The 21,160-nt window shown below is 57.7% G+C and carries 21 protein-coding genes and 1 tRNA gene; 16 read left to right on the top strand and 6 right to left on the bottom strand.

What is annotated here, in order from left to right:
* Positions 1-193: 193 nt before the first annotated feature.
* Entirely contained in the window at positions 194-505 is a 312-nt protein-coding gene (locus tag DA792_RS14125; protein WP_107720490.1) for a hypothetical protein, read from the top strand.
* 5 nt (positions 506-510) lie between these two features.
* On the opposite strand, the gene DA792_RS14130 is transcribed toward DA792_RS14125, so the two are convergent.
* Entirely contained in the window at positions 511-1,263 is a 753-nt protein-coding gene (locus DA792_RS14130; protein ID WP_107720491.1) for a sulfite exporter TauE/SafE family protein, read from the bottom strand.
* Positions 1,264-1,426: 163 nt separating this feature from the next.
* Between DA792_RS14130 and mdh the strand changes: the two genes are divergently transcribed.
* Together mdh and DA792_RS14140 are read left to right on the top strand one after the other, a co-directional pair.
* Positions 1,427-2,389 (top strand): malate dehydrogenase, encoded by a 963-nt coding sequence (mdh, locus tag DA792_RS14135; protein WP_009573385.1) that lies wholly within the window; start codon positions 1,427-1,429, stop codon positions 2,387-2,389.
* 73 nt (positions 2,390-2,462) lie between these two features.
* Positions 2,463-3,452 carry a glycosyltransferase family 2 protein gene (locus DA792_RS14140; protein ID WP_107720492.1) on the top strand — a complete coding sequence of 330 codons (990 nt, stop codon included), beginning with the start codon at positions 2,463-2,465 and terminating at the stop codon, positions 3,450-3,452.
* Positions 3,453-3,510: 58 nt separating this feature from the next.
* Here the strand turns inward: DA792_RS14140 and DA792_RS14145 are convergent, their stop codons facing one another.
* Positions 3,511-4,176 carry an outer membrane protein gene (locus tag DA792_RS14145; protein ID WP_107720493.1) on the bottom strand — a complete coding sequence of 222 codons (666 nt, stop codon included), beginning with the start codon at positions 4,174-4,176 and terminating at the stop codon, positions 3,511-3,513.
* A 132-nt stretch (positions 4,177-4,308) separates the two neighbouring features.
* On the bottom strand, positions 4,309-5,340 hold the full coding sequence (locus DA792_RS14150) for a glycosyltransferase family 2 protein (RefSeq protein ID WP_107720494.1): 1,032 nt from the start codon (positions 5,338-5,340) through the stop codon (positions 4,309-4,311).
* A 278-nt stretch (positions 5,341-5,618) separates the two neighbouring features.
* Between DA792_RS14150 and sucC the strand changes: the two genes are divergently transcribed.
* The 7 genes from sucC to lpdA all read left to right on the top strand — a co-directional run bounded on the left by sucC (position 5,619) and on the right by lpdA (position 14,501).
* On the top strand, positions 5,619-6,812 hold the full coding sequence (sucC, locus tag DA792_RS14155; RefSeq protein WP_107720495.1) for an ADP-forming succinate--CoA ligase subunit beta: 1,194 nt from the start codon (positions 5,619-5,621) through the stop codon (positions 6,810-6,812).
* A 5-nt stretch (positions 6,813-6,817) separates the two neighbouring features.
* The gene (gene sucD / locus DA792_RS14160; protein WP_107720496.1) at positions 6,818-7,705 is read left to right on the top strand and encodes a succinate--CoA ligase subunit alpha; all 888 of its coding nucleotides are present in this window, start codon (positions 6,818-6,820) and stop codon (positions 7,703-7,705) included.
* A gap of 110 nt (positions 7,706-7,815) precedes the next feature.
* On the top strand, positions 7,816-10,776 hold the full coding sequence (locus tag DA792_RS14165) for a 2-oxoglutarate dehydrogenase E1 component (RefSeq protein ID WP_107720497.1): 2,961 nt from the start codon (positions 7,816-7,818) through the stop codon (positions 10,774-10,776).
* Between the two features lie 4 nt (positions 10,777-10,780).
* Positions 10,781-12,271, top strand: a complete 1,491-nt coding sequence (gene odhB, locus DA792_RS14170) for a 2-oxoglutarate dehydrogenase complex dihydrolipoyllysine-residue succinyltransferase (RefSeq protein WP_107720498.1) — start codon at positions 10,781-10,783, stop codon at positions 12,269-12,271.
* Between the two features lie 58 nt (positions 12,272-12,329).
* Entirely contained in the window at positions 12,330-12,677 is a 348-nt protein-coding gene (locus DA792_RS14175) for a hypothetical protein (RefSeq protein WP_107720499.1), read from the top strand.
* On the top strand, positions 12,674-13,069 hold the full coding sequence (locus DA792_RS14180; protein WP_107720500.1) for an MAPEG family protein: 396 nt from the start codon (positions 12,674-12,676) through the stop codon (positions 13,067-13,069). The genes DA792_RS14175 and DA792_RS14180 overlap by 4 nt, the downstream gene beginning before the upstream one ends.
* A gap of 37 nt (positions 13,070-13,106) precedes the next feature.
* Positions 13,107-14,501 (top strand): dihydrolipoyl dehydrogenase, encoded by a 1,395-nt coding sequence (lpdA, locus tag DA792_RS14185; protein ID WP_107720501.1) that lies wholly within the window; start codon positions 13,107-13,109, stop codon positions 14,499-14,501.
* 93 nt (positions 14,502-14,594) lie between these two features.
* Here lpdA and DA792_RS14190 read toward each other — a convergent pair whose 3' ends face one another.
* The 3 genes from DA792_RS14190 to DA792_RS14200 all read right to left on the bottom strand — a co-directional run bounded on the left by DA792_RS14190 (position 14,595) and on the right by DA792_RS14200 (position 16,751).
* Positions 14,595-15,080 carry an acyl-CoA thioesterase gene (locus DA792_RS14190; protein WP_107722713.1) on the bottom strand — a complete coding sequence of 162 codons (486 nt, stop codon included), beginning with the start codon at positions 15,078-15,080 and terminating at the stop codon, positions 14,595-14,597.
* Between the two features lie 290 nt (positions 15,081-15,370).
* Complete coding sequence (locus DA792_RS14195; protein ID WP_040402851.1) at positions 15,371-16,024, bottom strand: GntR family transcriptional regulator; 654 nt, start codon at positions 16,022-16,024, stop codon at positions 15,371-15,373.
* Positions 16,025-16,055: 31 nt separating this feature from the next.
* A complete protein-coding gene (locus tag DA792_RS14200) occupies positions 16,056-16,751 on the bottom strand; it encodes a M48 family metallopeptidase (RefSeq protein WP_107720502.1) in 696 nt (231 codons plus the stop codon).
* 163 nt (positions 16,752-16,914) lie between these two features.
* On the opposite strand from DA792_RS14200, the gene DA792_RS14205 reads away from it, so the two are divergent.
* The 6 genes from DA792_RS14205 to DA792_RS14230 all read left to right on the top strand — a co-directional run bounded on the left by DA792_RS14205 (position 16,915) and on the right by DA792_RS14230 (position 21,139).
* Complete coding sequence (locus DA792_RS14205) at positions 16,915-17,220, top strand: TIGR02300 family protein (RefSeq protein ID WP_107720503.1); 306 nt, start codon at positions 16,915-16,917, stop codon at positions 17,218-17,220.
* 141 nt (positions 17,221-17,361) lie between these two features.
* Positions 17,362-17,437: transfer RNA gene (locus DA792_RS14210), tRNA-Ala, on the top strand.
* Between the two features lie 169 nt (positions 17,438-17,606).
* The gene (locus DA792_RS14215) at positions 17,607-18,146 is read left to right on the top strand and encodes an AAA family ATPase (RefSeq protein WP_107720504.1); all 540 of its coding nucleotides are present in this window, start codon (positions 17,607-17,609) and stop codon (positions 18,144-18,146) included.
* A gap of 81 nt (positions 18,147-18,227) precedes the next feature.
* Entirely contained in the window at positions 18,228-18,929 is a 702-nt protein-coding gene (locus DA792_RS14220) for a helix-turn-helix domain-containing protein (RefSeq protein WP_107720505.1), read from the top strand.
* Positions 18,929-20,200: an FAD-dependent oxidoreductase gene (locus DA792_RS14225; protein WP_107720506.1), complete on the top strand. Its 1,272-nt coding sequence runs from the start codon at positions 18,929-18,931 to the stop codon at positions 20,198-20,200. The genes DA792_RS14220 and DA792_RS14225 overlap by 1 nt, the downstream gene beginning before the upstream one ends.
* Positions 20,201-20,209: 9 nt before the next feature.
* Positions 20,210-21,139 (top strand): ornithine cyclodeaminase family protein, encoded by a 930-nt coding sequence (locus DA792_RS14230; protein ID WP_107720507.1) that lies wholly within the window; start codon positions 20,210-20,212, stop codon positions 21,137-21,139.
* The last annotated feature ends 21 nt before the right edge of the window (positions 21,140-21,160 follow it).

Consider the following 21,160-nt stretch of genomic DNA (forward strand, 5'->3'; position numbering starts at 1 on the left):
CACAAGCGCACCTTTGTGCAAGGTCAAAATTTCCGCAGTGCAGAAATCTTACCCTCGGAGCCGATCACAAATCACCTCTCAGCCCGGCGTCTTAACCATATTTTCAACGCTCTTGCGGCAGGATTTCCGCATGATTTTCTCTTGATGTCCAATCCTCACCATCGGACGCCGCCAGTAAGAAAAGGATAAGACGATGAAACTGCTCTCTCTTGCCGCTCTGATCGGGGCGTTTGGATGTTTCACCTTTCCCGCCCCGGCCACGGCCCAAAACTCTTGCGGGCAACGCGATCAAGTGCTTGAGCGGCTCGGCACCCAATATGGCGAAAGCCGCCAATCCATCGGACTTGCGCCGAACAACGGTGTCGTGGAACTTTTCGCCTCCACCGAGACCGGCACATGGACGCTTTTGATGACTCATCCCAATGGCGTGAGTTGCCTCATTGCCTCAGGTCAGGCGTTTGAAACAACCGCCGAGGTGGCGCAGGCCAAAGGCGACGACGCGTAAACGCGTTACCCCAAAGCCTCCCAAATCAATTTCAGTCCGGTGACCACCAAGAACACATAGGCCAGAGCGAAGAAGAAGCGATCCGATATTTTATGGTGCAGCCACGCCCCCATCAACACGCCGAGAATGGCAAAGGGAAAGAGCATCAGATCGGCCTTGAGCGTCTCGGGTGTGAAAATCCCAACGACGGAATAGGGCACCACTTTGATCAGGTTGATCGCCCAAAACACCAACACCGAGGTCGCTTGATAGGTGGTTTTGTCCATTCGTTGTGACAACATGTAAACGGCCGCGGGCGGGCCACCGGCATGGGATATGAAACTGGTGAACCCCGTCACAGCCCCCCAGACCGTGCCGCCAAACGGACCAATGGCGCGCTTTGGCGGCTTAATCCACCCTTTCGCCTTTGCCCCCTGATAGGCGACAAAGCCCACAGCCACGAGACCGATCAAAAATTTGAACACCTCAGGCTTGGCGATGCCATAAACCAAGGCCCCAATCACGATCCCCGGCACAGCACCGATGATCAGCCTGCGCGCCACGCCCCCATCCCATTTGCGCCAAAACACCCGGATCGCGGTCACATCCATCACCATCAACAGCGGCAACATCAGGCCAACCGCCTGTCCTGGCGTGAGAATCAGCGCCAAAAACGGGGTCGCTGCAAAGGCCGCCGCTGACCCAAATCCGCCCTTTGACAGACCTGCAAAAATCACCGCAGGCACGGCAAAAAGAAAGAAATGAAGATCAAACGTCATGCGACAGGTCCAGACGGTAAAAGGGTATTTTTCTCGAAATTACAGAGTGGTTATCGCTAACGCTAGCGAAAACCTTAATGCATTGCCGCAGCGCAGCCTTGCGTGAACGCCCGTGAAGGGCTACCCATGCGACCAATCTCACCAAACTGATTGGAGACTTTCCATGGCCAGACCCAAGATTGCCCTCATCGGCGCAGGTCAAATCGGCGGCACGCTCGCCCACCTCGCAGCCATCAAGGAACTCGGCGACGTCGTTTTGTTCGACATCTCCGAAGGGACCCCGCAGGGCAAAGCGCTCGACATCGCTGAATCCGGCCCGTCCGAAAAATTCGATGCCACCATGATCGGCACGAATGATTACGCCGACATCGCTGGCGCAGACGTGTGCATCGTCACCGCCGGTGTGCCGCGTAAGCCGGGCATGTCCCGCGATGACCTTTTGGGCATCAACCTGAAAGTGATGAAATCCGTTGGCGAAGGCATCAAAGAACATGCGCCGAACGCTTTCGTGATCTGCATCACCAACCCGCTCGACGCGATGGTTTGGGCACTTCAGCAGTATTCCGGCCTTCCGGCCAACAAAGTCTGCGGCATGGCCGGCGTTCTCGACTCCGCCCGTTTCCGTCACTTCCTCTCGGTTGAATTCGGTGTGTCGATGAAAGACGTCACCGCGTTCGTTCTGGGCGGTCACGGCGACACCATGGTCCCCTCCACCCGCTACTCCACCGTTGGCGGCATCCCACTGCCGGATCTGGTGGAAATGGGTTGGACCACTCAGGAAAAACTCGACGCAATCATTCAGCGCACCCGTGATGGCGGCGCAGAGATCGTTGGTTTGCTGAAAACCGGCTCTGCCTTCTACGCACCGGCGACCTCCGCGATTGAGATGGCCGAAGCCTACCTGAAAGACCAAAAGCGTTTGCTGCCTTGCGCCGCATATTGTGACGGCGAACTGGGTCTCGACGGCATGTATGTTGGCGTTCCGACCATCATCGGCGCCGGCGGCATCGAAAAAGTCGTCGACATCAAACTGTCCAAAGACGAACAAGTCATGTTCGACAAATCGGTTGAAGCCGTCAAAGGTCTCGTCGATGCGTGCAAAGGCATCGACAGCAACCTTGCTTGATCCTTTGAGAGCTTGTTAAATTGACCCCGCGCCTCCCCCGAGGCGCGGGGTTTTTTGTTGGAGTTTCAAACCGATGACACATGGTGAACCGTCTTGGGCGATTGCCGCGCTGGCCGATGAGCCCGCGCCGCTGATTGCGGCCTTTGCCCGTCACCATCTGGCCATCGGCGCGCGTGAGGTCCATATTTTTCTAGACCGCCCCAACCCCGAAGCCGAGGCCCTGCTCCATGGGCTTGAGGGCTGTATCCTCGCAACCTGCGACCAGACCTATTGGGATAAAGTCAACAACGGCCGTCGCCCAGAGCGCCATACAGGGCGGCAAAAATTCAACGCGACCCGCGTGTATCAAACCACCAAATGCGATTGGCTATTGCATTGCGATGTCGATGAATTCATCGCGGACGGCGCTGCGTTGTCGAGCCTATTGAACCGAAAGGAAAGTGCGCATGGCCTCGTCTTGCGCAACCGCGAACGGGTCCATCTTGAGACGGAGCCGGGAGAGACCATCTTTGAGGGCGCGTTTCGCGACCCAATCGGACTGACAGAGAGCGACGCCAAAGCCCTATATGGCCGGTTTGCCAAATTCCTCGACTTTGGGCTAACGGGCCACCGAACCGGCAAGACCATCGTCCCCACCGGGCGCGATTGGACCATGGGTGTGCATTACCCCATTGGCGCGGATATGGCCAAGATGATCAAATCAGAGACCCGGCTGCTGTTGCATTTTGATGGTCTGACAGAGCTGCATTACGCGTTGAAATTGCTTAAAAAAGCCTTCGAGGACTATTCCGGCCCCAAACGCCAGATCGGGCAGGAACGTGAGGCGCAATACCGCTATATCCGCAACAAAGCCGACAACCCCAAAGAGCTCTTTCGACTGGTGCACGGGGTTCAAAGCCTGAACGAGCGGCAAGCCACAACTCTGGGCGTGCTGGGCGTCCTGCATGACACAGCTTTCATGCCGCAAAACTGCGCCGATCTGGACCTGACGACCACAACATTCAATGCCATGCTGCGCGCACGCGAAGCGGCCCTGATCGCCAAAGCCGGATTAGAGCTTTGAGCGAAAGGAAAAGCCGGACCCTTTCGGACCCGGCTTGAGACATTGATCTGAGGATCACTTAGAAATTATAGGACACACCGAAGTTAAGCGCATTGGTGATGATGTCGGTTTCCAATGTACCGCCACCATTCAGGTCCGCTTTGACTTGGCTATAGGTGCCTTTGTATTCGCCAAAAAGGTCCCATGTGTCATTGAGCGCGTAGCTTGCACCCAGCACAACGGCGACGGTCGGACCCGCAATCTGATATTCGATGGTGTTGGTATTCGCAGTGACCACCTCGACATGTGGGATGACGATCCCGGCGGAGACGCTTGCATAGGGGGTCACATTGTTCCAAAGCCCCGGCCAGCGCCAGATCGGACCAACCGTCAGGTTGTTCAGCCCGTCAGTGAATTCCAGCGTCGAAAACCCGTTCGCCGCCTTATCGCCTTCGTCGGCATAGACTTTGGTGTGGTTGAAATCAGCGATCCAGCCGAAATTATCCCGCACCCACCAGGTGCCACGGATGCCGTAATAGGGCGGCATCTCAAAGCTCTTGCCTTTCCATCCCGTGGTGAAATCAAAGGCGTCCACCCCATCGTTGCCGGTCACGCCGCTATGCGGCGCGGTTTGGTAGCCGGAATAGACGGAAATGGTAAAATCATCGGCCTGAGCGGCGGACAGAGCGGATAGGGTGGCCACGGTTGCGGCCAAAACGGCTTTCATTGCAATGCTGCGCATCATCGTTCCAATTCGTTTCGAAAGTGAGTCTCTTATCCCCTTCATACACGATCTTTGGCATATATCGCGACTCCAAGCTGTGCGAATGCGCGCAAGCGTCGCGCCCAAACCACACGGAACCTGCGCAATCAGGCGTCAAAGCGGACCACCGAATGCCTCATCTGCCCAATCACGCAAGCCAACGTGCTCGAAAAATGCCGCATGATCCGTGCGCAATTGTGCATCAAAGCTGGCAGGGCAAAGGTCCAACCCGTCGCAACCACGGGGGACAAAAGGCGTCTCCTCCAAACACCCCAAACTCCGGTATAAATCGGCCTGCGCCGGGGTGAAATCTTTCAGCGCCCGCGTCAGCGCAAAAATCTCGGCGGGCTCAGCGGCCTTTTCGCGAAAGGCCCTCACGGCGGCCATACGTTTATGGCCCTTGCGCGGGCGCGGGCCGTTTGGCGTCTCATAAGCGCGTTTGAGCATTTTCAGGATAAAATGCAGCCGGGTCAGCCCGTCAAAATGCAAGATCCTCGCAGAGCTAGGTCTGCGCATAGCGGGCTCCCCGGTTGCGCGATCCAAGGCATGATGGACCCCGATCTCAAAATCATGCCCGACAGGCGAGAGGGTTTTGCCCATCGAATGGCCCATCATCCCCTTATTCAAATAGCGCGCGGCGGGACCGAACAACGAGGCCGCCAAATCGTCGAACAGCCACATCGGTGTACGAAATCCACCCTCAAAAATTGACAGCCCCGGATCAACGGGCAACCAAACGCGCTCGCTATTGGACAAATGAAGCGTCTGGTGTGGGGCCTCGATCGTCGTCGCCAAGTCAGCAATCAGGGCCTCGGGCTGAACAACAAATTCGTCTGCATCGCAATGCAAAAGCCAATCGCAATCGGTCTGACCATAGGCTTGAGTGGCATTGTATTTCTGCCGGGCCAAATGATGTGGCGGGCGCTTTTTAAAACGGCTCTTGGCCCAATACGTCGCATCACATTGTGTTAAAACGCACCCCCGGATGCCTGCCACCAAAGGCCCAACCTCAGGGATCACTCGATCCAGGAAAACGTGCACTTCGCAGGCGCCAAGCGCCAAATGATGTCGCACGAAAGCGGCAATCAATACGGCGGGTTCATCCACGGTGGCGACCACTGCCCATGTTGGTAAGGCTTTTTTCATCAACGACTTTCTGTAAAGCACACTGTGGTTCGTTTCGTCCGCACAGCCCCAATCGCAATATCAGCGTGCGATTTTATCCGCAAACACAGGTCTGCGTCGATTCTTTTCCCCACCCTGCATCACCGCGCGCAATGCAATTTGTGATCACACGAATTATTGCTGTGATCACAAATTTCAAAAACATCGGCCATTTACCGCTAACGGTCGAAAAATCCTTTCGTTTGCGCCGGGCGGTGTGTCATGTCAGGGCCAATCGAACCAGGGAGAGGATATCTCTAATGAACATCCACGAGTATCAGGCCAAACGCCTTCTCAAGGAATACGGCGCGCCGGTTTCCGACGGTCGTGTCGTTTTGAATGCGGCCGACGCAAAAACCGCTGCAGGCGAACTTGACGGGCCGCTTTGGGTTGTCAAAGCGCAGATCCACGCAGGTGGTCGCGGCAAAGGCTCCTTTAAAGAAGCTGGCGCTGGCGAAAAAGGCGGCGTGCGTCTTGCGAAATCCGTCGAGGAAGCCGCGAAAGAAGCCAATGCAATGCTCGGCCACACTCTGGTCACGCACCAGACTGGTCCGGCTGGCAAACAAGTCAACCGCATCTACATCGAAGATGGCTCCGACATCGCCCGCGAACTCTACCTCGCGCTGCTCGTGGATCGTCAGTCGTCCCGCGTGTCCATCGTCTGCTCCACCGAGGGCGGCATGGACATCGAAGAGGTGGCTGAAAACACCCCTGACAAAATCCTGTCCTTCTCTGTTGATCCCGCGACCGGCCTTCAGGGCTTCCACGGTCGTCGCGTCGCTTTTGCTCTGGGCCTTGAAGGCAAACAGATCAAACAGTGTTCGCAGCTGATCCAGAACCTGTACCGCCTCTTCGTCGAAAAAGACATGGAGATGCTGGAAATCAACCCGCTGATCGTGACCCCGGCTGGCGACATCAAATGTCTCGACTGTAAAGCTGGTTTCGACGGCAACGCTTTGTACCGCCATGCCGACATCGTTGGCCTGCGCGACGAAACCGAAGAAGACCCGAAAGAACTGGCCGCTTCCCAGCACGACCTGAACTACATCGCACTTGACGGTGAAATCGGCTGCATGGTGAACGGTGCTGGTCTGGCGATGGCCACGATGGACATCATCAAACTCTACGGCGCAGAGCCTGCCAACTTCCTCGACGTAGGCGGCGGCGCGACCAAAGAGAAAGTGACCGAAGCGTTCAAAATCATCACCTCTGACCCGAACGTCAAAGGCATCCTCGTGAACATCTTCGGCGGCATCATGCGCTGTGATGTGATCGCGGAGGGCGTGATTGCCGCCGTGAAAGAAGTCGGACTTCAGGTTCCGCTTGTTGTCCGCTTAGAGGGCACCAACGTGGAACTCGGCAAAGAGATCATCAAAAACTCTGGCTTGAACGTGATTGCCGCCGACAACCTCAAAGACGGCGCGCAGAAAATCGTTAAAGCGGTGAAAGGCTAAGACCCATGGCAATTCTTGTAAACGAAAACACCAAGGTCATCTGTCAGGGCTTCACTGGCTCGCAGGGCACCTTCCACTCTGAACAAGCCATCGCATATGGCACCAAAATGGTCGGCGGCGTGACCCCTGGCAAAGGTGGCTCCAGCCACCTCAACCTGCCGGTGTTCAACTCGGTTCACGAAGCGAAAGCTGTGACCGAAGCCAATGCCACCGTGATCTACGTGCCGCCGCCCTTCGCCGCGGATTCCATCCTTGAGGCGATCGACGCCGAAATGGAATTGATCATCTGCATCACCGAGGGCATTCCTGTGCTCGACATGATGAAAGTGAAACGTGCACTCGTCGACAGCACCTCGCGCCTGATCGGCCCGAACTGCCCCGGCGTGATCACGCCTGATGCGTGCAAAATCGGCATTATGCCGGGTCACATTCACCGTCGCGGCTCCGTCGGCGTGGTGTCCCGCTCCGGCACGCTGACTTACGAAGCTGTGAAACAGACCACCGACCTCGGTTTGGGTCAGTCCACGGCTGTGGGCATCGGCGGCGACCCGATCAAAGGCACGGAGCACCTCGATATCCTCGACATGTTCCTTGATGATCCGGAAACCACCTCCATCATCATGATCGGTGAAATCGGCGGCTCCGCAGAAGAAGAAGCGGCCGAATTCCTCGCCGAGCAAAAGAAAAAAGGCCGCTGGAAACCCACCGCAGGCTTTATCGCAGGCCGCACAGCCCCTCCGGGCCGCCGCATGGGTCACGCTGGTGCCATCGTGGCAGGCGGCAAAGGCGATGCAGAGTCCAAAATCGAAGCGATGAAATCCGCAGGTATCGTGGTCGCTGACAGCCCCGCCACCCTTGGCGAAGCTGTGATGGAAGCGATCAACAAAGGCTAAGCGCCACGGCGATCAGCCTTTAAAACCAGCCTGCGCCCGGTGATCACGTCGGACGCAGGCTTTGCCGCAAAAGCGGCCCCCATTTAGAGCCCCTCAGAAGGTCCGCAAAGATGAACGACCAGAGCCCGAACGACATCCTCCACGCCTCTTCCTTTATGCAGGGGCATAACGCGGAGTACCTTGAACAGGTCTACGCGAAATACACCCAAGACCCCTCCTCTGTGGACGCCTCCTGGGGTGAGTTTTTCAACTCTCTGGGCGATGCCGCATCGGATGTCACCGCCGAGGCTGCGGGGCCGTCCTGGGCGCGCGCCGATTGGCCGCCTGTGCCGCATGACGATCTGACCCAAGCGTTGGATGGACAATGGGCCGAACCGATTGCTGCCGCGAAAAAGATCAAAGAGAAAGCCGTCGAAAAAGGCGTTGAGATCTCTGAGGATCAAATCAAACGCGCTGTGCTCGACTCGATCCGCGCGATCATGATCATCCGCGCCTACCGCATCCGGGGCCATTTGGCCGCCGATCTCGATCCGCTGAAAATGCGCGAAGAGACCCAGCACCCGGAACTTGACCCGCGCTCCTACGGCTTCACCGACGCCGACATGGATCGTCCGATTTTCATCGACAATGTTTTGGGGCTGCAACATGCCTCGATGCGTCAGATCATGGACATCGTCAAACGCACCTATTGCGGCACGTTCGCGCTGCAATACATGCATATTTCCGATCCCGAACAGGCCGGTTGGCTGAAAGAGCGGATCGAAGGCTACGGCAAGGAAATCCAGTTCACCCGCGAAGGCCGCAAAGCCATTCTCAACAAATTGGTTGAGGCTGAGGGCTTTGAAAAATTCCTTCATGTCAAATACATGGGCACCAAACGCTTTGGTTTGGATGGCGGCGAAAGCCTCATCCCAGCGATGGAGCAGATCATCAAACGCGGCGGCAACCTTGGCGTCAAAGAGATCGTCATCGGCATGCCGCACCGCGGTCGCCTGTCGGTCTTGGCCAACGTGATGTCCAAACCCTACCGCGCAATTTTCAACGAATTCCAAGGTGGCTCATTCAAACCCGAAGACGTGGATGGCTCGGGCGATGTGAAATATCACCTCGGGGCCTCCTCGGATCGTGAATTCGATGGCAACAAGGTCCACTTGTCTCTGACCGCGAACCCCTCGCACCTTGAAGCGGTGAACCCGGTCGTTCTGGGCAAGGCCCGCGCCAAAACCGATCAGTATAACGACAAAGACCGCACCTCGGTGATCCCGATCCTGCTGCACGGCGATGCCGCTTTTGCCGGCCAAGGCGTTGTGGCGGAATGTTTTGGTCTCTCCGGTCTGCGCGGTCACCGCACCGGCGGCACGATCCACATCGTGGTGAACAACCAAATCGGGTTCACCACCGCACCGCATTTCTCGCGCTCCTCGCCCTACCCGACCGACAACGCGCTGGTCGTTGAGGCACCGATTTTCCACGTCAACGGCGATGACCCGGAGGCCGTGGTGCACGCCGCGAAAGTCGCCACCGAGTTCCGTCAGAAGTTCCACAAAGACGTGGTTCTCGACATCTTTTGTTATCGCCGCTTTGGTCACAACGAAGGCGACGAGCCGATGTTCACCAACCCGCAGATGTACACCAGCATCAAGCGGCACAAGACCACGTTGCAACTCTACACCGAACGTCTGGTCAAGGATGGTCTTATCCCGGAAGGTGAGATCGAGGACATGAAAGCCGCGTTCCAAGCGCAGCTCAATGACGAGTTCGAAGCGGGCAAGACCTTTAAGCCGAACAAAGCCGATTGGCTTGACGGGCGGTGGTCGCATATCAACCGTGAGGGCGAAGAGTATCAGCGCGGTCAAACCGCGATTTCACAAGACACGATGGCCCAAATTGGCCGGTCGCTGACCTCGCATCCCATTGATTTCAACATCCATAAAACCGTGGCCCGTCAACTCGAAGCCAAGGCACAGATGTTTGAGACCGGCAAAGGGTTTGATTGGGCGACAGGTGAAGCGATTGCCTTTGGCTCTCTGTTGGCAGAAGGCTATCCGGTGCGTCTGGCCGGTCAGGACAGCACACGCGGCACTTTCTCACAGCGTCATTCGGCTCTGATTGATCAAAAATCCGAGGATCGCTACTACCCTCTGAACCACATCCGCGAAGGTCAGGCCCATTACGAGGTCATCGACTCGATGCTCTCCGAATATGCGGTTTTGGGCTTTGAATACGGCTACTCTTTGGCCGAACCCAATGCTCTGACGCTTTGGGAAGCGCAGTTTGGCGATTTCGCCAACGGTGCGCAAATCATGTTCGACCAATTCATCTCCTCGGGTGAAAGCAAATGGTTGCGCATGTCCGGCCTCGTGATGCTCTTGCCACACGGCTATGAGGGCCAAGGCCCGGAACACTCTTCCGCCCGCCTTGAACGATTCTTGCAAATGTGTGGTCAGGACAACTGGATCGTCGCCAACTGTACGACGCCTGCGAACTACTTCCACATCCTGCGCCGCCAGTTGCATCGCTCCTATCGCAAGCCGCTGGTGCTGATGACGCCGAAATCCTTGTTGCGTCACAAATTGGCGACCTCTGTGGCCGCTGATTTCATCGAAGGCTCCTCCTTCCACCGCGTTCTGTGGGATGATGCCGATGCCACCTACGGCACCGCGAAATCGGAGCTGACGCTAAAAGCCGACAAAGACATCAAACGCGTCGTGATCTGTTCGGGCAAGGTCTACTACGACCTGCTTGAGGCGCGCGATACGGCCGGTAAAGACGACACTTACATCCTGCGTCTGGAACAATTCTACCCGTTCCCAGCGCTGTCGATGGTCAAGGAACTTGAGCGCTTTAAAGACGCTGAAGTCGTCTGGTGTCAGGAAGAACCGAAAAACCAAGGCGGCTGGACCTTTGTTGAGCCCAATATCGAATGGGTCCTCACCCGGATCAATGCCACACACACGCGCCCGGTCTATGCTGGTCGTGCCGCCTCCGCGTCGCCAGCCACTGGTCTCGCATCTCAACACAAAGCACAACAATCGGCGCTCGTGAATGATGCGCTCAACATCGAAGGATAATCACATGTCCGTTGAAATCCGCGTCCCCACCCTTGGCGAAAGCGTCACTGAGGCCACCGTCGCAACTTGGTTCAAACAGCCGGGCGACACTGTTGCCGTTGACGAAATGCTCTGCGAATTGGAAACCGACAAAGTGACCGTCGAAGTTCCTTCCCCGGCCGCTGGCACCTTGGGCGACATCATTGCCAAAGAGGGCGACACCGTGGGTGTGGACGCGCTCTTGGCCACGCTGAACGCAGGCGACGGTGCCGCCGCGGCCCCCGCACCGAAAGCCGAAGCCGCTCCCGCAGCCGCTCCGGCCGCGTCTGGGTCTTCTGTCGATGTGATGGTCCCGACCCTTGGCGAATCCGTCACCGAGGCCACCGTGGCCACATGGTTCAAAGCCGTGGGTGACACTGTGGCTCAGGACGAAATGCTCTGCGAGTTGGAAACCGACAAGGTCTCCGTCGAAGTGCCGTCCCCTGCCGCAGGTGTGTTGACTGAAATCGTTGCCGTCGAAGGCACCACCGTGGACGCCTCCGCCAAACTCGCCGTGATCTCGTCGGGTGCGGGTGCCTCTGCGGCTGCTCCGGCCGCCGCTGCTGCTCCTGCCGCTGCGTCCACAGGCAAAGACGTTGAAAACGCGCCTTCCGCCACCAAAATGATGGCCGAACACGGCGTGGATGCCGCCTCTGTGACCGGCACTGGCAAAGATGGCCGCATCATGAAAGACGACGTGCTCAAAGCCATGGCCGCGCCGAAAACTGCGCCGGCTCCCGCTGCCGCTCCGCGTGCACCGTCCGCGCCCTCTGATGCCGCCCGCGAAGAGCGCGTGAAAATGACCAAGCTGCGCCAAACCATCGCGCGCCGCCTCAAAGAGTCGCAAAACACCGCAGCGATGCTCACCACCTATAACGAGGTCGACATGACCGAGGTGATGGCGCTTCGGAACCAATACAAAGACGAGTTTGAGAAAAAGCACGGCGTGCGTTTGGGCTTTATGTCCTTCTTCACCAAAGCCTGCGTGCATGCGCTCAAAGAAGTGCCGGAAGTGAACGCCGAAATTGACGGCACCGATGTGGTTTACAAAAACTACGTCAACATGGGCGTCGCGGCGGGCACCCCGCAGGGCCTCGTGGTCCCGGTCATTCGCGATGCCGATGCGATGTCTTTTGCCGAGATCGAAAAAGCGATCTCCGAGAAAGGCCGTCGTGCCCGTGATGGCAAACTCTCCATGGCGGAAATGCAGGGCGGCACCTTCACCATCTCCAACGGTGGTGTCTATGGCTCCCTGATGTCCTCCCCGATCCTGAACCCGCCGCAATCCGGCATCCTCGGCATGCACAAAATCCAAGACCGCCCGATGGCGATCAACGGCCAAGTTGTGATCCGCCCGATGATGTATCTGGCCCTGTCTTATGACCACCGCATCGTCGACGGCAAAGGCGCTGTGACCTTCCTCGTGCGCGTCAAAGAAGCGCTGGAAGACCCGCGTCGTCTGTTGATGGATCTGTAAACACGTGGTTGTGGGGCCACTTTAGCCCCACACCTTTTCAACTGTCTGGGACAAATCCATGGCGCGACGTTCGAAAGAAGAGGTACTCGACGAGTTTCACAAGCTCTACGATTGCCTCGATGCTTTTCTGTCTTGCCATGATACCCTTCTATCAAAGGCAAATGCTCAATTTCGGCGGAAGCACGTCGTGACACGCGAGCAAATGTTGAACTGGTTCGAGAACGGCACTCATTCCCCATCGCAGATTGTCTCTGGTGTTCTGTCAGGCTTGTCGGACTGCAAAGAGACAGTTGCCGACCTCGCAAAATATGATCCTGACCAAGAGAAGCGTTTTCGTGACGCGTACCTACGCAGACGTGGAAAAAGTTTCGAAGACGACATTGCGTTGGCACGATATTCAAAATGACCCCCCTCCTCACCCTCCTCGCCCTCGCAGGCCTCTTGCACATCGCGCAATTCGTGGTGGCCTCTTATATGGCGAATGTCGATCTGGGGCCGGGCTATACCACCTCGCCCCGCGACCGCGCACCAAGGCGCGAGATGCGCAAGACCACGGCGCGGATGCTGCGGGCCTATGACAACCATGTCCAAATGTTCCCGTTTTTCGCCGCCGCCGTGCTCTTGATCCATGTCACCGATCAATCGAACCTGGTGACCGTCATCGCCGCTTGGGCCTATCTCGCGGCCCGCGCGCTCTACATTCCCGCCTATGCCCTCGGATGGGTGCCGTGGCGGTCCTATATCTGGATGGTGGCGATGCTCTCCATCGCCGTCCTTTTCATTGCCGCTCTGATCTGAGCGGCCCCGCATAGAGTTCAAGACCAAGGAGAAGACCATGGCTTCCTACGACGTAATCATCATCGGTGCTGGCCCCGGCGGCTATGTCTCCGCCATCCGCTGTGCCCAACTGGGCCTGAAAACCGCCGTGGTCGAAGGCCGCGGCACCTTGGGCGGGACCTGCCTCAATGTCGGCTGTATCCCCTCGAAAGCACTGCTGAACGCCACCCACCATCTGCATGAGGCGGAGCATAATTTCGCCAAGATGGGCCTCAAAGGCAAATCCCCATCGGTCGATTGGGATCAGATGAAATCCTACAAAGATGATGTGGTCGGTCAGAACACTGGCGGCATCGAATTCTTGTTCAAAAAGAACAAGATCGACTGGATCAAAGGCTGGGCCACCCTCCCCGCCGTTGGCAAAGTCAAAGTCGGCGACGAGGTCCATGAGGCGAAAAACATCGTGATCGCCACGGGATCTGTGCCCACCTCTCTGCCGGGCGTTGAGGTCAACAATGACGGCGGCGTCGTGGTCGACAGCACGGGCGCGCTAGACTTGCCGAAAGTGCCGAAAAAACTCGCCGTCATCGGCGCGGGTGTCATCGGTCTGGAACTTGGCTCGGTCTACGCCCGCCTTGGCTCCGAAGTGACCGTGGTCGAATACATGGATTTCATCACCCCGGGCATGGACGCAGACGTTCAACGCACGTTTAAAAAGCTGCTTGAGAAACAAGGGCTGAACTTCATCCTTGGCGCGGCTGTGCAGGGTGTGGACGCCTCGAAAACCAAAGCCAAGCTGACCTACAAACTCAAAAAAGACGACTCTGAGCACACGCTTGACGCCGATGTCGTTTTGGTCGCCACGGGCCGCAAACCTTTCACGGATGGTCTTGGACTTACTGAGTTGGGCGTCGAATTCACCCCGCGTGGTCAGGTCAAAACCGACGCCCATTGGGCCACCAACGTCAAAGGCATCTACGCCATCGGTGACGCGATTGTCGGTCCGATGTTGGCGCATAAAGCCGAGGACGAAGGCATGGCCGTGGCAGAGGTGCTTGCGGGCAAACATGGCCACGTCAACTACGCCGTGATCCCCGGTGTGATCTACACGTCGCCCGAGGTCGCCACCGTCGGCCAAACCGAAGCGCAGTTGAAAGAAGAAGGCCGCAAGGTCAAAATCGGCAAATTCTCGTTCATGGGCAACGCCCGCGCCAAGGCCGTGTTCCAAGGCGACGGCTTCGTCAAACTTATCGCGGATGCAGAGACCGACCGTTTGCTTGGCGCCGCGATCATCGGCCCGGCAGCGGGCGACATGATCCACGAGATCTGTGTGGCAATGGAATACGGCGGCTCGGCCCAAGACATTGCACTGACCTGCCACGCCCACCCGACCTATTCGGAAGCCGTGCGTGAGGCGGCATTGGCCTGCGGCGACGGTCCGATCCACGCCTAAAGCGTGACGCCTTTAACCTGAGACAGGGGAAAGGCATCACACTTTAAACGGTCCTAAAATCAAAGGAAAAGGCGCCTTTAAGGGCGCCTTTTCTCATTTCTTATCTTCGCCCGTGGCGGCAATATTGGCCATCCGCGCGGCATGTTCGCGGCGCAACACTTTGCGCAATTCGGCAGAATTCCAACGCTTTTGATCCATCTCCGTCTCCGGCACAAACTGTGGCACAGGAGCGGATTTGCCATCGTCATCCACCGCCACCATGGTGAAGTAGCAGGAATTGGTGTGGCGCACGGTTTGGGTGCGAATATCTTCGGCCTCGACCCGGATACCGATCTCCATCGAGGTGCGGCCCACGTAATTCACCGTCGCCCGAAAATGCACCAATTCGCCCACGGCGATCGGTTCTTTGAACGTCACCTGATCGACGGACAACGTCACCGCATATTTGCCTGAATAGCGCGAGGCACAGGAAAATGCGACCAAATCCAAAAGCTTAAGCAAAGCACCACCGTGCACCTTGCCAGAAAAATTCGCCATATCCGGCGTCATCAGTTCGGTCATTTCCAGATAACGTGCCATGCCAGCCCCTTTCAAAACTCTGCGCTTCAGAAGACGCTGCACAGCAGAAAAGGTCAAGTATTGGCGGCACTGCAGGAAGAGATCATTCATCAAAATGATCCCTTCCTGCCCGACCCAACATCGGGGGGATGATTTCGGGCCGGTTTCTGTAGGCCGCAGATCTGAGCACCGCAAAGATCAGACACGCCTCTTTCAGGAACGCAGCAGCCCACGATTTCCGACGAATTTTTATAAAATTTTTTATTTTCTCGTGGACTGAACAGAAACCGAAACCTGGGCAAAAGCCCGCCTCAGACGGCCAACATCCGTAGCCCTTGCGTCACATCGGAGCGCACGGCAAGCCGCAATCCCGGTTCATCCCCCGCCCGCAAAGCGGCCACAATCAACCGATGGTTTTGTGGCACTTCGGTGCGATTAAGGCGGGCGTACAGGGCACGCATTGTCGGACCAAGTTGCAGCCAAACCGTTTCTGTCAGCGCCAGCATCGCCGGTGCCTGGGCGCGCAAATACAGCGTGCGATGAAATTCCAGATTGGTGCGAATATAGCCAACGTCATCATGTTTCGCGACCATTTCCGCGATCGAGCCGTTGATGGTTTGAAGCCGTTCGATCAGGGCCATATGTGCCCGCGGCAAAGCCCGAGAGGCCAGTTCTGGTTCGATCAAAGCCCGGATCGAGGCCAATTCTTCGATCCGCTCATTGCTCAGCTCCGGCGTGCTCAACCGGCCCGAGGAACTGAGGTTCAGCCCGCCATCGGCCACCAACCGCCGCACCGCTTCGCGCGCGGGCGTCATCGACACATCAAACATTTTGCCAATCCCGCGCAGGGTCAGCGCCTCACCGGGACGAAATTCGCCATGCATGATGCGCGTGCGCAAAGTGCGATACACGCGATCATGGGCAGCACCGAGCGTATCAGAGGGGCGTGGGATGGGTGTGATCATGGGTGCAATGTGATCACAAAACACAGCAAGGTCAATCCGTCTCGAACCGCCACGCATGTAATCCTTCGCCCTCCGAGCGCAGCCATGCCCGATGCCGGGCATGATCCGGGCAAACCTTGGCGACCTGCGCCCAAAACCGATCTGAATGATTCATCTCCAACCGATGTGCCACCTCATGCGCCGCAACATAGTTCAGCACCGCCTCAGGGGCCATCACCAGCCGCCACGAATACATCAGATTGCCCGCGCTGGTACAGGAGCCCCAGCGCGAGCGGGTGTCGCGCAAAGTGATCCGGCCATAGGTGGTTCCAAGCGCCTCGGCATAGTGATCAGAGGCCGCCCTGAGGCGCAGTTGCGCTTGGAGTTTGAGAAAGGCCTGCACCCGAGCTGCCACGCGATCCTCCGCGCCGGGCACATGCAATTGCCCCTCAATCAGACGCGCCGCCCGGCCCCGACCGGGAACGATCTCCACATCTTGCCCCAAAAAGGGAATCGCCTGACCGAAGCCCACGGTCTGGTCGGGCGTGCGTGCCTCAAGGTGCTTTCTGATCCAAAGTTCTTTTTCCCGCAAAAACGCCATGGCTTCGCGTTCGGGCACCCGCTTTGGCATCGACAGGGTCACGCGACCATCCAGCCGCGACACGCGCAGCGAGAGCCTGCGCGCCTGACCAGAGCGGCGCAGGGTGATATGCACAGGCGGCTGGCCCAACAAAATGGTCTCGCTCACGACGTCTCTTTTCTCCGCTTGGGCCAAAGAGTCCGTGCTCTTTGCCCCCCGTCTGTCCCAGTGTTTACTTTAGATTAGGGCGAAAGGCTTTGACACCCCCGTCGCGATATGGCATGGCGCGTCAATCTCCGCACCTGGACCAGTTATGACGAAAGGGATTATCATGCCCAATGAGGAATGGGGCGTAAAGCGCGTATGCCCGACCACCGGCAAACGGTTCTACGACCTGAACAAAAATCCGATCGTGTCGCCCTACACCGGCGAAACCGTCACCTTTGACATGAACAACAAGTCGCGCGTGGCCATTGCCGAAAAAGCTGCCCCGATCGACGACGATGCCGATGATGAAGATCTGTTGATTGATGATGACGCAGATGTCGATATCGAAGACGATCTGCTCGTGGACGACGACGACGACAATGTCTCGCTCGACGAGATCGCAGACGTCGCCGCAGACGACGACGATTGAGAGACGAAAGCGGTCTCGTAAAAAATTTTTACGGGGCCGATTTTTTTCGCTTGCAACCCCAAGCGAGACACCCTACGAAGCGCGAGCGGGCGGCAAACGCCCCTCGCACCCCGCCAGACACAGCGGTAAAATCGGTCAAATGGGGCCTTAGCTCAGCTGGGAGAGCGCCTGCATGGCATGCAGGAGGTCAGCGGTTCGATCCCGCTAGGCTCCACCAAATTCCCTTTTGAAAAGCACCAGATATTTGTGCCTTTTCCGTCAGAGGATTTGCCTCTGTCGCGAAGACAGGTGCTGATTTTCCTACGAAATCTCGTGCTGCTCCGATCCATGCCTATGGCGTGTTGATTGCTGCGCAGTCATTTCCCTGTCAAACCCTAGGATGGCCCATGAGCGACCAGTTCTTCGTCGTGACGGGCGGCCCCGGTGCAGGCAAGACAAGCCTGATCACCGAGCTTGCTCGTCGCGGCTTTCACACAATCCCCGAATCCGGTCGTGCGATCATCCGCGAAGAGATGCAGAGCGGAGGGAATGCCCTGCCTTGGGTAGATCCTGTGGCCTACGCCGAACGAATGCTGGAGCAAGACATGCACTCCTTCAGCGCCGCACAGGCGCTCTCAGGCCCTGTGATTTTCGATCGCGGCATTACCGACATCATGGGCTATCTGACATTCTGTGGGCTCGCTGTTCCATCGCATGTCGCCGCAGCGGTAAAAGCGGCCCGCTACAATCACAGGATTTTCCTGGCGCCCTACTGGGACGAGATCTTCACACAGGACACCGAACGCAAGCAGACCCGCGCCGAGGCCGAGGCGACCTGTGCCGTGATGCGCGAGACCTATGCCGCACTTGGATATGCGATCACGGTGCTTCCGAGGACCGACATACAGCAACGCGCCGACTTTGTAGCGACGCGGGTGATGTCGTGACGCACCGCAAAAGAGCGTAAAAGCACCCCACTCTCGATCCCGCGCGCGTCGCGCCAGTGTGAGCCAAACGGCGAGGCCGAGATGAACATCGACCGCAGTGCCTGCGAGGCGTTGCATATACGCAAAAAATTTGCCATTAGGGAAGGGCCTGCGGGGAAAAGCATGAAGAAAACCGATTTAATACCGATGCAAAGCCAAAGCGCCGACGCACGATCAACCCTGGACGTTGGACGAAACCTGAAAGCGCTGCGCCGCGATCGAGATGTGTCTCTGAGCCGAGCCGCAGCCGCGTGTTCAGTTTCGGCCGCAACACTTTCCAGAATCGAAAACGGGCACCTTTCGCCCACATTCGACGTCATTTCGAAAATTTGCGACGGCTTCGGGGTTGGCCTGCGGGATCTCCTTGGGAACAGCCAGCGCTCCGATCTTGGAGGCTGGTCGGCGCTGACGAAAGCAGGGACTGGCCGGATCATCGAAACACCTCAATATCGCTTCGAACTGTTGTGTGACGATGCCCTTGCCAAGCCATTTCTCGTGTTTCGCGCAGACATTTTGTGCCGCACCATTGAGGAATACGGACCGCTTCAGTCACACTCGGGACAGGAACAGATCGTGGTGCAAACAGGCCGCGTCGAAGTCTGGGTCGAACAGTACAAACCACGCCTGCTTGACGCAGGAGACAGCATCGCCTTTGACAGCCGTTTAGGCCACGCCGTGCTGACAGTTGGCCATGACGGACCGGCCAAAGTGGTGTGGATTTGCGACTCTCAGGAGACAGTTTGATGGCACGAACCCCGCCTTTCGTCATAATCGGCTGCGGCATTGTGGGTGTGCTGACCGCCTACGCCTTGGCCAAGCGCGGGAAATCTGTGTGCGTCGTAGACCGCGCATCACAGCCCGCACAAATGTGCAGCTATGCAAATGCCGGGATTCTTGCGGTCGGTCACGCCAAATCCTGGGCGGGTCCAGGCGCGATTGGCTCTATTGGGAGGGCTATGTTTGGCCATGAACCCGGCGTAAAGGTGACGCGCTTGGCAGACCCGGCATTGCTCCGCTGGGGCGCGAGTTTTCTGGTCCATTGCAGCCACAAAGCCCACCTGTCCAACACGGCAAAGCTACAAAAGCTCAGTCGATATAGCCGGGATTTGACCAAAAGCATCGAAGCGGATTTAGGCCTCACACCCGAGCTGCGCCATGACGGAGGACTCTATCTCTTTCAAGACGAGGCTCAGTTTGCAGCCTATTCAAGCGCGCTGGAACGCTCTGGTGAGGGCGGCTTTCAGGTTCTTGGGCGTCAGGACTTGATCGCAAGGGAACCCAGTCTGGCGGGCCGCGCCGATCAATTCGCAGGCGGGATTTTCAGCCCTTACGACTCGGTTGGCGATTGCCGCTTATTTGCCAGCCGTGTGGCCACGGCTCTGACCGAGAAATTTGATGTGAACTTTCAGTTCGAAACCAACGTGTCCGGGTTCGAACGGCGGGCCAATGGGATTCGGGCGGTGTTGACGGACACAGGGCCCATCCCCGCCGAAGCGGTGATTTTGACAACTGGAGCAGACACCCCGGCCCTGATGCGCCCATTGGGTGTCGCGCCGCACATTTACCCGGTAAAGGGCTATTCGGGGAGCTGGCGCATACTGGACGACGCACGCATCCCGACGTTGCCTTTTGTGGACGAAACCGCGTTGATGGCCGTTGCGGCCTATGGCGGTCAGTTGCGTGTCACCGCGCTCGCAGAGTTCGCTGGATTTGATCGGTCGCTACCGGACGACCGCACGGCATTGCTGCGTGACTATGTTGCCTGCACCTTCGGGGACGCGGTGGACGCCGACAGTGCGGGCTTCTGGTCCGGTTTGCGGCCGAGCACCCCAGCGGGGCCGCCCTATCTTGGGCGCATCCGAAAGTTTGAAAACCTCTGGATCAACGCGGGACACGGTCAACTTGGCTGGACGATGGCGGCTGGCTGCGCAGACCTGATTGCAGAGCGCATCACCGGACAAGATGTTGATGTCGAAGGCGTATCCGCAACGGCACGTTGGCTTGAAGAGATTTAAGGACTGAAAATGACCCCAAGAACCATCTCCTATGACGACGTGGCGTCCCGGTTTTCATGGTGCGACGCAGTCGCTGCCCTGCGCGATGGCCACACGCGGCCACAGGCCCAAATCGGTGACATTTTCCTTGGCCCCGCCGACGGCACATTGCTCAGCCGCGGGGCCTATGTTCCGGGGCTAGGCTACGGCCTGAAATCGGTCACAGTCTTTGACAAGAATGCAAAAGCGGGATTGCCGACAGTCCAAGGGGCGATGTTGGTGTTCGAACCTGAGCATGGTCAGCTTGTCGCCATTATCGACAGCAAACTCGTCACCGAGATCAAAACCGCCGCAGACTCCGTTCTTGGGGCCACCCTGCTGGCCCGGCCAGACAGTCAGACTTTGCTGATTGTGGGGGCGGGTACGGTCGCGCGCAGCCTCATCAAGGCCTACAGCGCTGTCATGCCATCGCTCCGGCAGATCGGGATCTGGTCGCGCCGAAGCGCACAGTCAGAAGCCCTCGCACAAGAATTTGCCTCCGAAGATCTCGACGTCTTCGCTGCACCGGATCTGGCAACAGCCGTTGCCAAAGCGGACATCGTTTCGACCGCAACCATGGCGCGCGACCCGATCCTCAAAGCCGATTGGGTGAAAGAGGGAACGCATGTGGACCTGATTGGCGCTTTCAAAGCAGACATGCGTGAGGCTGATGATCGGCTGATCGCTACCGGCTCTCTCTTTGTAGACAGCCGCGCGACGACGATTGATCATATCGGCGAGCTGAAAATCCCAATTGCAAACGGTGTGATCACGGCAGACGCGGTGAAAGGCGATCTCTACGATCTGGTCAAAGCACCCAATTCGGGGCGCCAGAACGAACAGGAGATAACCCTCTTCAAAAATGGGGGCGGGGCTCACCTCGACATGATGATCGCGACGTTCATTGTGGACCAGATATGAGAGCGCGAAATCAGCCCCCCC

It is taken from the genome of Celeribacter baekdonensis, from assembly GCF_003047105.1.
In the GTDB taxonomy this organism is placed as follows: Bacteria; Pseudomonadota; Alphaproteobacteria; order Rhodobacterales; family Rhodobacteraceae; genus Celeribacter; species Celeribacter baekdonensis_B.